11 protein-coding genes and 1 rRNA gene are annotated in these 14,446 nt (G+C 63.5%); 2 read left to right on the top strand and 10 right to left on the bottom strand.

Annotation, left to right across the window (positions count from 1 at the left end; translation table 11 throughout):
• Nucleotides 1-518: 518 nt before the first annotated feature.
• From NZU74_00060 to NZU74_00050, 3 genes are all read right to left on the bottom strand, one after another.
• Nucleotides 519-704 carry a hypothetical protein gene (locus NZU74_00060; protein ID MCS6879705.1) on the bottom strand — a complete coding sequence of 62 codons (186 nt, stop codon included), beginning with the start codon at nt 702-704 and terminating at the stop codon, nt 519-521.
• 73 nt (nt 705-777) lie between these two features.
• The gene (locus tag NZU74_00055; GenBank protein MCS6879704.1) at nt 778-2,031 is read right to left on the bottom strand and encodes a cysteine desulfurase-like protein; all 1,254 of its coding nucleotides are present in this window, start codon (nt 2,029-2,031) and stop codon (nt 778-780) included.
• A 4-nt stretch (nt 2,032-2,035) separates the two neighbouring features.
• On the bottom strand, nt 2,036-2,926 hold the full coding sequence (locus NZU74_00050; GenBank protein MCS6879703.1) for a hypothetical protein: 891 nt from the start codon (nt 2,924-2,926) through the stop codon (nt 2,036-2,038).
• An 831-nt stretch (nt 2,927-3,757) separates the two neighbouring features.
• On the opposite strand from NZU74_00050, the gene NZU74_00045 reads away from it, so the two are divergent.
• On the top strand, nt 3,758-5,161 hold the full coding sequence (locus NZU74_00045; protein ID MCS6879702.1) for an ammonium transporter: 1,404 nt from the start codon (nt 3,758-3,760) through the stop codon (nt 5,159-5,161).
• A gap of 291 nt (nt 5,162-5,452) precedes the next feature.
• On the opposite strand, the gene NZU74_00040 is transcribed toward NZU74_00045, so the two are convergent.
• The 7 genes from NZU74_00040 to NZU74_00010 form a co-directional block, all read right to left on the bottom strand.
• Nucleotides 5,453-6,136, bottom strand: coding sequence for an AP2 domain-containing protein (locus tag NZU74_00040; protein ID MCS6879701.1), 684 nt, complete (start codon nt 6,134-6,136; stop codon nt 5,453-5,455).
• A gap of 358 nt (nt 6,137-6,494) precedes the next feature.
• Complete coding sequence (locus tag NZU74_00035; GenBank protein ID MCS6879700.1) at nt 6,495-7,478, bottom strand: ABC transporter ATP-binding protein; 984 nt, start codon at nt 7,476-7,478, stop codon at nt 6,495-6,497.
• Nucleotides 7,475-9,400, bottom strand: coding sequence for a hypothetical protein (locus tag NZU74_00030; GenBank protein ID MCS6879699.1), 1,926 nt, complete (start codon nt 9,398-9,400; stop codon nt 7,475-7,477). Before NZU74_00030 ends, NZU74_00035 begins: the two co-directional genes overlap by 4 nt.
• Nucleotides 9,401-9,428: 28 nt before the next feature.
• Complete coding sequence (locus tag NZU74_00025) at nt 9,429-10,922, bottom strand: PH domain-containing protein (GenBank protein ID MCS6879698.1); 1,494 nt, start codon at nt 10,920-10,922, stop codon at nt 9,429-9,431.
• 325 nt (nt 10,923-11,247) lie between these two features.
• Nucleotides 11,248-11,964, bottom strand: a complete 717-nt coding sequence (locus NZU74_00020; protein MCS6879697.1) for a DUF4388 domain-containing protein — start codon at nt 11,962-11,964, stop codon at nt 11,248-11,250.
• A gap of 415 nt (nt 11,965-12,379) precedes the next feature.
• On the bottom strand, nt 12,380-12,829 hold the full coding sequence (locus NZU74_00015) for a CBS domain-containing protein (GenBank protein MCS6879696.1): 450 nt from the start codon (nt 12,827-12,829) through the stop codon (nt 12,380-12,382).
• Nucleotides 12,830-13,043: 214 nt separating this feature from the next.
• Complete coding sequence (locus NZU74_00010; GenBank protein MCS6879695.1) at nt 13,044-14,009, bottom strand: COX15/CtaA family protein; 966 nt, start codon at nt 14,007-14,009, stop codon at nt 13,044-13,046.
• A gap of 357 nt (nt 14,010-14,366) precedes the next feature.
• On the opposite strand from NZU74_00010, the gene NZU74_00005 reads away from it, so the two are divergent.
• Nucleotides 14,367-14,446, top strand: a 16S ribosomal RNA gene (locus NZU74_00005); the annotation flags it as partial.

The following is a 14,446-nucleotide window of genomic DNA, read 5'->3' as shown; positions in this document are numbered from 1 at the left end:
CGTTTTCTCATCCTGCGGCGGTACGTGCCGTCCAGAGATGACCAGGTCTGCACCGCTCGATCCCGTGCCAGGGCATTGCAGCGCCGCGAGGGAACGGCTCTACCCATAGGCAATGCGCCCGGCGCTGCGTCTCGCAGAGCGCCGGGCAATCGTGCGGGTTAATATATCACCCGAACCGAACCAGAGCGTTAAAAAAACGAGCAGAAGGAAACAGCCCCTCTGCTCGCGCGGATCGAGATAACTTACCTGCCTAGACCCACTTGGCCTCGGCGCCTGCCGCCAGAAGGAGCGAGGCGATCGCCCCCATCAGCAGAGAGACCTTGATGTAGAGGTTCAGGGCATGCCACTTCATCTTCGGAGACCCCGTTCTTCGCTGTTGATAGACATCACCGGTGTGTATCCGGGTCCCCTCCGCTCCGCTTCGGGCGATCCGCTCAGTTCCGACTGAACGCCTCGATTAGCATCTCCCTCGATCCGCGCCGGAATAGTAACAAAAAAGTTGAGATTTCGCAAGTTGCTCACGGGTGCGAGGCCCCTAACAGCCGCTCAACCCGGCGGTTGGCTGCGTCGAGCACGGCCCGGGCCGCCGCCGTGGCCTCGGCTTCGCGCACGAAGCTCACCCCCGGCAGGGCTTCCAGACCGCCCTCGAACACAAAGGAGAGATGCGTCAGGAAGGTGCCAAGCTCGCCCAGCGGCTGGCGCAATAACGATCAAGACAACAATGCCTCTGAGCATGCTCGCCTCACGTGCAGATATGCGCTTATCTCGGGCTTCGCCCTATCTTGCCGCTGCAAGGCTATCGAGCACATCAAGAAAGTAATCCACTTCCTCAGGCGTGTTGTAGTGGGTCAACCCCACCCGCACCAGGCCGCCCTGGTCCTCAACGCCCAGCCGCTCGGTCAGACCTACGGCGTAGAAGTTGCCGTCCCAGACGAAAATACCCCGTTCGGCCAGGGCCTCGGCAACGGCCCGCGGCGGCAGATTTGCCAGGCGAAAGGCCGCCGTCGGCGTGCGCTCGTCGAAGCGCGCCGCCTCGCGGATGCCGTAAAAGGTCAATCCGGGGATACGCAACAGCCCCTCGACCAGCTGCCCGGCCAGGCCGCGCTCGTAAGTCTTGATCGTCGTCATCGCCCGCATCAGGGCGTCGCGCCGTGCATGGGAGGCGCTGGCATTAGTCGCGACTCCCAGCGACGCCAGATACTCAATCGCCGCGATGGTTCCGGCCAGCCCCTCATGATTCTGCGTGCCGGTCATCCAGCGCTCGGGGCTTTGCTCGGGCGCCGGGCGCACTTTGTAGGGCTGCAGCCGCTCCAGCAGCTCGCGCCTGCCATACAGCACCCCCACGTGCGGGCCGAAAAACTTGTAGACGCTGCACGCCAGGAAGTCGCAGCCCAGGGCGCGCACATCAATCGGCCCGTGAGGCGCGTAATGCACTGCGTCAACATAGACGATTGCGCCCACGCTGTGGGCCAGACGGATCACGCTCTGTACGTCGCTGATTGTACCGACGGCATTCGAAGCGTAGTTGACCGCCACGATCCTGGTGCGCCCGTGCACCTTTGCCGCGAGATCGGCCATGTTGAGGGTGCAATCCTCGAGGTGAACGTCCACTTCGCGGATGATCGCCCCGCGCTCCTCCAGGGCGCGCCACGGGGCCACGTTCGCGTCGTGGTCGAGGCGCGTCACCACCACCTCGTCGCCCGGAAGCAGGTCACGGCCCAGCGCCCGGCTGACGGCGAAGGTCAGCGTGGTCATGTTCGGTCCAAAGACGATCTCCTCGGAAGCGCAGCCTAGCAGGTCGGCCACGGCCCGGTGCGCCGCCGCGATGGTCTCATCGGTGCGGCGGCTGGTGGGAAAGGCTCCGTGGGTGTTGGCATTGCTGGTGGCCAGATAACTGGCCATGGCCTCGATGACGGACTGCGGAACTTGCGTCCCCCCCGGCCCGTCGAAGAACACCGCCTCGCGCATACCGCACTGCTGGGCCAGCGCCGGAAACAAGGGTCGCACCGCATATGGATCAAAGAGCAGCATCGGCTCACCCCGCTTCGAGCAATGCCCGCACAGGCCGGAAGTGCAGCTTGGCGTAGCGGGCCAACCCCTGGGGTCCCTCGCGGGCGATGATCCAGCGCGCTGCCCGCTCCAGCAGCGGAAGGTCCGAAGCACCCGCCGGCAACGGCCCCTCCCACCCCGCCAGGGCCCCCAGGCGGGTCAGTTCCTCCTGAAAGCGCGCCGTGGCCAGCACCGAGGCCGCGGCTACCGCCAGACTGAGGCGCTCGGCGTGGTGAGCCTGGCGCGGGCGCGGTAAATCTGCTACAGCAAAGGCTGTCTCCAGGCGCTCGGCGCTCTGCGCGAATTGATCGCAGATGATCGCCCTGACGCCCGTATGGGCCACTACCGGCGCGGCGGTCGCGGCGTAAAGTTCCGCCAGCAGCGCATTGATGTTCCCGGCTACGGCGTAGCGCTGATTGTACGCCAGCGGCTCAAGCACCGTGACCGCATGGGCCGGGGCGGGGATGCGTTGCACAATTGTGGCGGCGAGTTCAGCGATACGGTCGCCAGCGACGGTCTTGCTGTCGCGCACCCCTGCCCGGAGCAGGGCCGGAGCCACGGCCGGATCGACACACACCGCCGCCACCACCAGCGGCCCGAACCAGTCGCCCTTGCCGGATTCATCCAGACCAATTTCGGCATCCTCGACCACGCAGCCGGCCGTCGAGAGCGCCAGCTCCTCCAGCTCGTGACGCAACGGCGTCGCGCGCCCGCCCACAACTATACGCCCTTGTCCGGGATAGTACGTGAGCGCGGCCTGATGGCGGCCATCCTCGACCAGCAACTGGACGCCGTAGGGAACAGGCTTACCGGGGCGCCAGCGCCACCCCTGGGCTTCGATGGCCCGCTGTAGCGCGGCCAGCCGGGGATCTTCCATCTCTGCAACCTTCTCGTCCGGTGAGAACCAGCGGCAACCAGCTTTCGCCGTCTCCTTCCAGGCTAACGCAGAGGGGCCGCAGGAAACCGGGTTTTCCCCCAGGCGATGCCAGCCGGCGCACGGGCCTTGCCGCTCCCTTTCCGCGGCGGGCGCCGGGAAAGCGACTTTCTTTATGGGTCGGGCTTCCCCTCAACGACCACCATCAGCGCGTGAAAAAAGGGGGCCTGTTCTCCTGCGCGTAATGTCGGGAGTGGATATCTTAGAAGCATCGCCGCTCCCTGTCAAGTCAGATGGGCATTGCAACCTGTTCAGATTTACCGCAGAGCACGCAGAGGACGAGCGTTTTGAAGCCCTTTGCGCCCTCCACAGCCTCTGCGGAGCGAACGAGGTCGGTAAATGCGAACACTCGCGGCGCATCAGCCGCCGCCTGCATAGGCCGCGCCCCCTTCTGGCGGCGCGAGACGCGGGGAGACCCGCCGGTTAGCGCCATTTGGTCATTTTGCACATACGTGGTGAGGAGCAATTCGGGCACGGTTGACATTGTTTGAAGTTCCAAATTTGTTACCATTACTGTAACGGTTCAATATTCGACAAAATGTGGACATTCTCTTTTCAAGGGGGTGACAGGCCGGTGTGCCCGCCTTCCCTGCGACGCGGCAGCCGTAGAGGTCGGCTCACCACAACTCGTGTTTCAGAGATTCGTAACAGGTCGCTCACGGCGTAGCTGCGCTGGTACCAGGTTCGTACCAGTGCTTCGTGTGGATGCTAAGACAGGAAGCGCTTCAGTTGTCTTACCACCGCTTTGACGTAGACACGATAGGGAGTCTCACCATGCGACTGACGTGGCAGAAAGCCGGCATTGCGCTGGCGGCAGGTCTTGGTCTCTGGGCGATTACCGGCGGGAAGGCCTTTGCTGAGGAAGGACCCTCGACGACCGAACTGGCCGTGGCGATGGACACCTTCTTCCTCTTTATCTGCGCGGCCCTGGTCTTCTTTATGCAGGCTGGCTTCGCGATGTTGACCGCCGGTCTTACGCGCTCGAAGAACACGGCGAACATTCTGTTTAAGAACCTGATGGACTTTGTGATGTGCTCCATCGCCTTCTGGGCGATTGGCTGGGGCATTGCGTATGGCACCTCGGCCGGGGGCTTCATCGGCACGGATCAGTTCTTCCTCTCCGTGGTGACCGAGGAAGGCAGCGTACCGGTGCTGGCGAGCTGGTTCTTCCAGGTGGTGTTTGCCGGTACCGCAGCGACCATCGTCGCCGGGGCCATGGCCGAGCGCACCAGGTTCACCGCGTACCTGGTCTACAGCTTCCTCATCTCGCTCTTTATCTACCCGGTTGTCGTACACTGGGTCTGGAGCGGGGCCGGCTGGCTCAACCACTACGCGGGCAACACCGAGGGCAACTGGGGCTTCACCGACTTCGCCGGCAGCACGGTGGTGCATAGCGTCGGCGGCTGGGCCTCGCTGATGGGCGCGATCATCCTTGGGCCGCGCCTAGGCAAGTACGGTCCCGATGGCAAGCCCCGGACCATCCCCGGCCACAACATGTCGCTCGCGACGCTGGGCGTGTTCATTCTCTGGCTGGGCTGGTTTGGCTTCAACCCCGGCAGCCAGTTGGCGATCGCCTCCCAGAGTGATGCTGATGCCGTAGCCATGGTCGCAGTGACCACCAACCTGGCGGCAGCCGCTGGCGCCCTCGGCGCCCTCTTCACCGCCTGGCTGCGCTACGGCAAGCCTGACCTTGGCCAGACGCTCAATGGCGTGCTTGCCGGTCTGGTAGCCATCACTGCCGGCTGCGCCTATGTCACCCCGCTATCGGCGATCATCATCGGCTTCATCGGCGGCCCGATCGTGGTGCTCGGCGCCGAACTGCTCGACCGCATGAAGATTGACGACCCGGTCGGCGCCGTGCCCGTGCACCTGATGGCCGGCATCTGGGGCACACTGGCAGTGGGGCTGTTTGCCTCCTTCCCCGGCAATACGGGCACCACCGGTCTGTTCTTTGGTGGCGGCCCCACCCTGCTGATCTCGCAGATCGTCGGCATCCTGGCCGTCGGTGTCTGGACCGCCGCCCTCTCCGGCTTGATGTTCCTCGCTATCAAGGCCACCATCGGCCTGCGGGTGAGCAAGGAGGAGGAAGAGGCTGGTCTGGACATTGGCGAGCACGGCGCGGTTGCCTACCCCGATCTGGCGGGCGCGGGCGTGCGCGCCGCGGGCACGGCCGACTAAGCCGCTGGCACAGAATCAGGGAGGGCTTTACCCTCCCTGACCATCCTGGCTAATCAACAGGACCACGGGGAACCTTCCTCGTGGTCCTTATTTCATTTGAAAGGCAGGTGCGCGTCAGGCGCTCTGCGTTGCAGGGCGCTCGACGCACGGAAGGTTGCTCCGGGAAAAAGTTTGGAGGGCCAGTAGCCCTCCGAATGAAAACCAAAGAACACAGGATCATCCCTCGCCCGTTTTGAGCCTGTGCCCCCGTAGCGCCTCAGCGGCCTCAGTGGCCTCAGTACCTCAGCGGCCTCAGCGCTCTATCGGGCTGCGCTGCCGCTGGCGCTCGTACCGTTCGCGCGCCCGGCGCGCCAGGCTCAGGGCGCGCTTCTCACCGTGCTTGGCGATGGAATAGGAAGTTCGGCGAATACGGTTCCCCTCGCGCCAGGTGGCTTCATACACCTCGCGCCCATCCTTAACGGTGCGGCGCACGCCCACGATACCGGTGCTGGTGCGGGAAACGCCGATCACCTGCCGCTCGGTGCGCGGCTTCCCCAACTCCTGCTCGGCTTTGTTGCGCCATTCCAATGCCGCACTCAGCGCCGCCAGCCGGTCGCCATACACCGAGTCAGAGAAGAACTTGCTGCGCCGCTGCTTGTTCCAGGTGACCCGCACAAAGTAGCCGAAGGTGCGCTTGGCCGGATGGTCAATGCGGGTAATCCCCTTGTGCCTGGTCGTCTTTGGACGCAGCCGGGGCGGGAGGCGGCGCGTATCAGCCGCGGCAATCGCTCGCAGGGCGTCTTCGGCCTCTGAACGGAGCGATGAGCCATGCTCGGAGCGAAGTCTGGCAATGAGCTCTGCTTCGATCTCTGGGGGCGGGCTGTAGCGCAGCGCCGCAAGCGGGTCGTCGGAAGGCGCCGGGTGGACCGTCGGTTCAGCATTGTCCGTGTGCGCGTCAGGCGCAACAGAGGGCGCCGGAGGATTTCGGCGAGGCATCGGCGTCTGACTCCTCATTGCACTACATTCGTCGAGTTGTTGCACATACTCTGCATATAGCATACCAGAAATTTGTTACCATGGAGGCGCATATGAGGAGAAATTCTTCAGATCTCAAGTATTTTTTCCCACCGCCCCCCGGCCCGGCAATGGGTTCTGAAAGGGACTGTTCTTCCAGGACCATCCTGCGCAACCATCACCGCCTGGAGGAGGGGGCGGAAACCGGGTTGCCCCGGATCCCTGCCTGCCGGGAGAGCTGCGGAGACGGGCAACTCCGGTTCCCCTCTGAGTCCTGCTTGCCACAGGCAAACAAAGTAGGGGGCAACCCGGAAGGTTGCCCCCCGCAAACCACAGAATGTCAACTTGTGCCGCCGTAGGCTGAGTCGCCGGTGACTCGCAGAAAGATCTCTTCGAGATTGCTCGCCTGACCGGCGAAGTGGATCACCTGCATCCCGCCAGCGAGCAAGCGAGCCAGCAACGCGCTTACAGCCCGGTCGTCGCCATCGAAATCAATCTGCAGATGCGGCGGATCATCTTCGGGCAGGGGCCGCGCATCAATCACGTGGGGATCGTCGCGCACCAGGGCCGCGGCTGCCGCCAGGGTTTCGGCCAGACTGGCTTCCGACGCGGCCAGCAGCCGCACCTCGAACACGCGATGCGGCTGCATTTCGCGCATAATTGTGGCCACATCGCCCGAGGCCAGCAGATTGCCCCGTTCGATAATCCCGATATGGGTGCACATCTCGGCCAGTTCGGTGAGAATGTGCGAACTGATCATGATCGTCTTGCCCATCACCCGCAGTTCTTTGAGCAACTCGCGCAACTCTACCCGCGCCCGTGGATCAAGACCGCTCGCCGGTTCGTCGAGGATGAGCAGCGCCGGATCGTGGAGCATCGTGCGCGCCAGACTGAGGCGCTGCTTCATACCGCGCGAGAGGCCCATCACGTTGGCATCGCGCTTGTGGCTCAGTTCAACCAGGGCCAGCAGGTCGCCGATCAGGCGGGCGCGCCGCTCCACCGGCACGTCGTAGGCCGCGGCGAAGAACTCCAGGTACTCCTGCGCGGTCATCTGGTCGTAGACGCCGAAGAAATCGGGCATGAAGCCCACAGCGCGCCGCACGGCCACTGGATCGCGCTGCACCGAGTAGCCCGCCACCCGCGCCTCGCCGTCGCTGGGCGCCAGCAGGGTGGTCAGTATGCGCATGGTGGTGGTTTTACCGGCCCCGTTCGGCCCGATGAAGCCGTAGATCGCCCCCTGCGGAATGGTCAGGTTCAGATGATTGAGCGCCAGGGTCTGGCCGTAGCGCCGGGTCAGATCGCGGGTCTCTACGATTGGCGTCACGGTTGCGCTCCGTTGTCGTTCAGCCTGATGATCACCAGCGTTTCGCCCTGCTGGCCGACGGCATCCCCATTGACGCTGATAGCCAGCGTCGGGCGCTCGATCCAGCCGAGCAGGTAGACGCCCTGCGCATCGGGATGGCCGTGCTGGCTCGGCAACGACGGATTGCCCAGACTAAAGCGGTCAAAGCCAAACAGTGAGTTCAGGACCTGGTTGCGATAGATCAGGCTTGAGCCGTCTGGCTGCAACTGATAGGGAAAACTCTCCTGGTCGAGATCCAGATCAACCGTCGCCTCCGTTCCCGGCCGCAGATCGCCAATCGAACTCGACGCCGCGCCGGAGACGATCTGCGCGTTACGCAGCGGCCCGGCGCCGCCAACCAGGCGCACCTGTCCGCGCAGATGCCGGCCTTCGTGCTGCAACTCGCTCTGCACCTGCGGCACTTCGCCAACCGTCTGTTCAACCATCACGGTGCGGAATGAACCGACATCAATTAATAACTCAGGGACGCTGCTGCTTGTTGCCTCGCGGCGCACTGTCAGCGGATCGGCTTCAAAGCTGCCCAGACTGGAGGGCGTAATCAGGCTCGCAGGAGCGAAATCGAGGCGGTAGTTCTGGCGTCCGGGCGAAAAGATGCCGAAGAACGCGGTTGCCTGGCCCGTGGATGCGCCCTCGAAGCCCTGCACGATTGCCACCTGCACTACCCGCGCTTCCGGGCCGCGCAGGGCCAGACTGCCGCCATAGGTCAGCCCCAGCGCGGCAACCGCGATCAGCGGCGTGGTGAGCCAGGCCAGTTCAATGCGCCGGAGCCGGCGCAACAGCAAAAAGTTCAGCGGACCGATCACCACGATGTAGGCTGCCATCAGCGCCAGCACCGCCCAGGGCGAGGGCAGCCAGACAAGTCCGCCTTGCAGGGCATCCTGCAGCAGATTATCCCCCCGCCAGCGGAAGGAAGGGCCGATGTGCGTCCGCGGCGCTATTTGCAGCGCCTGTTCCCAGAGCGCCGCTTCGCCGGACCAGACGCGCAGAGCCGCCAGGTCGAAAGCCGCAAAAAGCACCTGGCCAGCCCCTTCCGGACGGGCCGTGAGCAAACCGGCGCCATCGAGAGCGATCGCGCCCTCGCGGGGTCGCACCTCGTTCACCGTCAGCGGGGGCACACCGGCGGCCAGTTCGGGGCGCCCGGCGAAGGCGGCCAGCGCATCAGCCGGCGCGCTGGCCCGCAACGGGCCCACGTCAACAGGCGACGCCTCGGCGAGGCCAGCCAGCGTGCGGTCGGCATGCAACCCGCCACCAATGATTAGCTGGCCCCCCAGGCGCGTCCAGAGCAGCAACGCCCCACGCTGGGCCGCGCTCAGTCCGTCGGTGGCCAGATCGTGAATGAAGATCGCGTCCAGTCCGGCCAGCAAGGCGGCGTCGTCGGGGAGCATATCCGGGTCCAGACGCACCAGCGCCGTGTTGGCATCGGGGAAAAAACGGGCCGTCTGCAAACTGGCGAGCGCCGTCGCATCAGAACTAATCACCGCCACGGTCGGCTGCTCAAGGCCAATCCGGTTCAGCGGGATCGTCTCCTGCGCCACCCGCTGGCCATCAATGTGCAGCGTTAACCGTCCGCGGGTATTGAAACTGGTATTCACCACCGGCAGCACCACCCGCTTGCGGGCGCCCCGGGGCAGATCGAGGACATACTCGAACGTACTGGCCGCATCGCCGGGCACGGTCCATGTGAGTACTCCGACGCTATCGCCACTGGCGTTGGCAACCGTGATCGCAACGGGGTACCAGAAATGGTCGCGGTACGTCCCGGATCCATCATAGCCGACCTGCGCCTCAAGGGTGATAGCGGGCGGGACCTGAGCCTGCGCGGGCGTTCCGGCAACGAACAGGCCGATGATGAGAAGCCAGAGGAGAGAGCGCCGGAACGTCAATGCCAGCTCCATGCAAAAGCGGTCGGCCTCACGCCGAGCCGGGGTTAATCTCGTTGTAGCGCTTCTGCGCCTCATGGTACTGGGCGAGCAGGTCAAGGGTGTCGTTAAGGTTTTTCTCACGCTCGCCGCGCTTGAAATTGACAATATATTCGTTAATCGTATTAACTACCTGATTTGGACGCGGCACGCGCAAAAACGTAAACTTGCCGCCCGCGCCCGCTGTCTCCAGCACCACATCGCCGTAGCCAAGCAAGTTACTAATGAAGGTCGTCTCAAAGCTGACATTGGTGATCGCCCCCAGGCTGGCCTGTCGCCGATCCTCGGGGCCGAAGGGCTTCTTCTCGATATCTACCACATTGGTAGGAGCAAGAATGTACTTATCGTTCCGATAATCCTCGAACTCCCACGCCGCCCAGAGCACGTAGGCGACCACAACCAGGAAGATTGCCAGGAGGATCCAGCCCGCCTCCAGTTCCAGGTAACTATTGGCCAGGGCAACGGCAAACAGGCCCAGCGCCAGCAGCAACGTCGGGCCAATCTGGGCGCGCAGCATAAACAGCCAGTGGGGGCGCCAGGTAATCGTTGACGTCTTCTCATCAACCTCGGGATTCTCAGGAAAGATGGCGCTGAGCCAGCGTGCTGGACGCGTTTGCCTGATTATGGTGGTTGTCTTGCCAGGCGAGGTTTTTTTGCCGTAGATGCGCTCATCAATCATGCGCTGGTAATCGGCCGCGGTCATGCGCCTCCGCAGGGCGCGCACCTGGTCCATAATCTGCCGTTGCATCTCCATCGGCTGGCTGGCCGACTCAAAGACGATGTTCCCGCCAAAGCGCGCCGACTTCACAACAATAGTGCCATACTTCAGGATATGTTGAGGATAGGTGCTGGTTTTCGCATTCACATCCTGCACATCTTCGAGAAAGATCTGCTGCTGGACGCGCTGTTCAATCAGGCGTGGAATAAACACCTGGTCGTTGTCGAAGACGACCCGCTGGTTGGTGAGGATCAATTCGTCGTTCAGCCAGTCATAAAATGTAAAGAGCAGCATGAAGACGCTGACAAACGCCAGAATGATCAGCACGATGTTCCAGGCATCAGCGCGCTGAGCCAGTGAGAGCTCCGGCTCGATGGCGAAGACGCGCCCGCCAGTAAAGCGATAGTAGAGAAGCAGAAGCACGGCGCCGGCGGCCAGTAACAACACCCGGCGCGGCCCACGCGTCCTGGGGCCGCGCACGTACAGGACCAGCCAGACAAGCAACAGGCCGCCAGCGATGAAGGCCAGCAGCCAGTTTAACGCATCCAGACCAATTGGCGCTCCGGTCTCACGCACCAGGAACGTGCCCCCGGCGGCGCGATACATCGCCAGGCCGCCAAAAAGGATCAGTGCCAGCAGGGGCAGGATCATCCGGGTAAGCAGGACGATCCAGTGGCGACCGATGACGAAGAGGATCTTCTCCTCGGGGCCGAGGTCAATCGCGGCCTCGGCATCGAGTTCCAGCATTTTGCGCAGCCAGTCGAACATACGCAGGGCCGTCTCTGCTGTTATGACGGTACGCTGGCTCCTGTCACGCCAGCGCACGCGCCGCCAGCGCGCGCTGGCGCACCCGGCTCTATAGTAGCACGCCCGGCGGCCCAACGGCAAGACCGACGGTTTTTTGCTCCCGGACCTCAACTCCGCGAGATCCGTCTCGGGCTGGTGAGAAATCGGCTCAGGACGGAATGGGAGGCGGCTACGCCGCCACAAGGGTTGTGGTGGCGGTAGTTTCCGCGGCGCAGCGGCCCTAACCACCGCCAGCACCGGGATTGGAGCCTCAGCGGCTCTGCGCAGGCTCTGGCTCTACAAACGCCTAACCGGACCCGCGGAGGAGACGCAGGATCGGATCTTCGACGGACTGGTACGGCCGTGGCTGGGGGTCGGCAGGCGGAGGCGCCGCAGGCGGCGATGCCGGTGTGGCGGAACCGGAGGCGAGAAGTCGATCAAACAGCCCGCTTCCGCGAGCCGGTGGTGCGGGATCTGGCGGTTCAGAGGGGGAAGTCGTCAGTTCGATCACGCCGTCGAGGCTCAACTGGGCGGCAATCTCGGCCACATCAATCGCGGCCCACGACAGGCGAGCGGCGATATCGCGAAGGGTGAGACGCCCATCAACCAGTGCAAGCAACGGATGGTGCGCCGGATTGACGTGACGCTCGATCCACTCCGGCGCGACCAGCAGGCGCGGGATGCGCTCGAGATCGGGCACATAGGGGCGTATCTGGCGCCAGCGAGTCGCGGCGCGTTCGGCGCTCTGGAGAAAGTAGTGCGGCGCTCCCCACAGGGACTCGTCTTCAGCTACGATGTCGCTGACGAAGCTGAAGAAGGCCTCATCAATGGCCAGCAACTCAGCCAGAGCGTCAATTCCACGCGCCGCTCCCCGCTCGGCGTGATACAGGGCCCCATCGCGGAAGAAAAGACGCCCGGCCTTCCCCGATCCGTAGATATTCAGCACCCCGGTGACCGAGCTAAACGTTACCATGTCTATCAGTTCCCGCAGCGGGAATGTGGCAAGCGAACCTTCCAGCTTCACGATACGCTCCCTGGCGATGATGGTGCAATGCAGAACAGAACGACCCAGGCAGGCAGCTCTGATCCTAGCATCCATCAACGTTCCGGCGCAACATGACGCGGGTACTCTGATTTTATGGTTCACCTGGCCAGGTTCCGGGCTGAGACGGCAACGTGTTGCGAAGGCTGGTCTAAACCCGTCTGGCCTGACGCCAGCGCGCGCCGACGACCAGATGCTCACGCCACTGGACGCTTCCGACGGCGCTATTCGCCGTCACTGCGATTCCGTAGCTATACTGCCAGGACAGGACCATGGTACAACAGGGCGGAGCGGCGTGTACAGGGGATCGCCTGCTGGATGATAACAATTTGTTCATCGTCAAGGAATGAAGGGTTCTTATCTTCGCCACAGCGTCGAGGCCGGCGCGGGGCGCGTCTCAGACGCGGCTGTAAGGGGGGATATCGTAGATGTAGTTCTCGAGTTGCTCGATGATAAAACTCTTTTCGGCAATCAGATCGGCCACCACGTCACGAATGGAGACGATGCCGAGAATGCGGCCGTCATCGAGCACGGGCAGATGCCGCAGGTGCTTGTCGGTCATCAGCGCCATGCACTCTTCGACGGTCTGTTCAGGACGCACATACAGCACCCGTTCGGTCATAATCTCAGCGACAGGGGTCGTGGCCGGGTCTCGGCGCTGGAGCACCGCCTTGCGCACCACGTCACGCTCGGTCACGATGCCCACTAGACGCTCTTGCAGCACCACCAGCAGCGCGCCGACATCGTGCTCGGCCATCAGGCGAACCGCCTCTTCGACGGAGCGATCCGGCGCAATGCTCCATACGCCTTTGGTCTTCTTCTCCACCAGCCTCCGCGCAGTGTTCATTGCAAACCTCTCCCCGGCGCAGCATAATATGTGACAATCGCCACAATATTCATTATACCGCAGGTTTTCGTGTAGCTTCGCCGCGCGCAGGGTCCGGATCGAGGCGCTCACAACCCTGCTGGAGACAGACATAGCGCAACCCTGAGAGTTGCGCACATAATCCGGGGAGGCAAAGCGCTCCCGCAACCGAAGAACCCGCTTCTTCGGATAGGCGCTACAGGCGGGCAGTGGCAGGGCCAGTCCGGGGGAATGGAGCGGGCGCGGAGCTTTCTTCCGGCGCAGCGAGGGCGACGGCGCTGAGCAGCACCAGGCAGATCCAGGTGGCATCGGCCATCAACAGGTGCACCAGTTGCATCCAGACGGGAGCCTTAAGCGTGACATTAAGGCCGCCAATGAGGATCTGCAGAAGAAACAGCCCCACCAGGCTCCAGGCAAAGCCGCGGGCCAGAGGCTCCGGGCGACGCGCAGTAACGGCCTGGGCCAGGAAGAGCGTGTAGATGCCGACCAGCGTGCCAATAACAGGGTGAATGACGCGCATCTGCACCAGCGGATGGCTCGCGGCGCCGAGCGGCTGGTTCAGGCCTCCAGGCAACACGCCATGCTGCAGCAGCGTATCGCCGAGAGCCGTCACTGCTCCGCTGGAGCCAACCAGCGCCGTGCCTACCAGGCCTAACCCCAGCAACCAGGGCAATCGGCCATGCCCCCGCAGACTGAGCGGCGCGCCCCCTGAGGCCCACCAGGCCGTGAGGGTCAGCGCTCCCAGAAGCAAGAACGTATTGACGAGGTGCAGGGCCATCGCCAGGGCGCGGCTGGCAGAGGCGTTATGGGCGACCAGTTCAAACAGCACCAGACCGGCTCCAAGGAGAGCCTCGAGCAGCATAAAGACCATCACCCCCAGCGCCCCGCGTCGGACGCGATGCCCGCGCTCGTAGGCGCGGAAGGCCCACACCAGGAGCGCTATCGCGCCCAGCAGGGCCACGCCGCTGGTCAGCCGGTGGGTGAATTCAATGAGCATCTCGGCGCCTGGCGCGCGCGGAATGACCTGACCGTCGCACAGGGGCCAGTGATTGCCGCAGCCCGCCCCGGAGCCAGTGGCACGCACGAATGCGCCCCAGAGAATAACCAGCAGATTGTAGGCGACATTGGCCCAGGCGAACGCAGCGAAGCGCAAGCGGAGCATAGCGACCTCTTCTGACATGCTATGGGGAAACCGGTTGTCCCATCACAGCGGGGAACAGCACGGCGGTGTACAACCCTTCCAGGTTGCATCATAATAGCACACCTTGACACAAGCCGTGGCCTGGAATATACTATTAGGCGGGATGTGGATCCCGGTCTTACTCCAGCAAGGAAGTAGACCAGGCAGCAGAAACATTCGGGTCGGACAATGTGGTCGTCCTCCCGACTAGGGTCACCGATGGTGACACTAGTTTTTTGTTCGCTGCACGCATCCCGTGCACCTTACCAGACGAGTGTGGTCGCGTGCGTGCCCGTGCGCCCGACGTCCGCAGATGCGGGCGCGGGTGTAACCATCATTTCAACGCAGAGTTTGATCCTGGCTCAGGACGAACGCTGGCGGCGTGCCTAATGCATGCAAGTCGAACGCAGGGCGCTTGC

This window comes from Chloroflexaceae bacterium (assembly GCA_025057155.1).
Taxonomy (GTDB): domain Bacteria; phylum Chloroflexota; class Chloroflexia; order Chloroflexales; family Chloroflexaceae; genus JACAEO01.
This window is presented reverse-complemented; position numbering and strand designations above follow the sequence as displayed.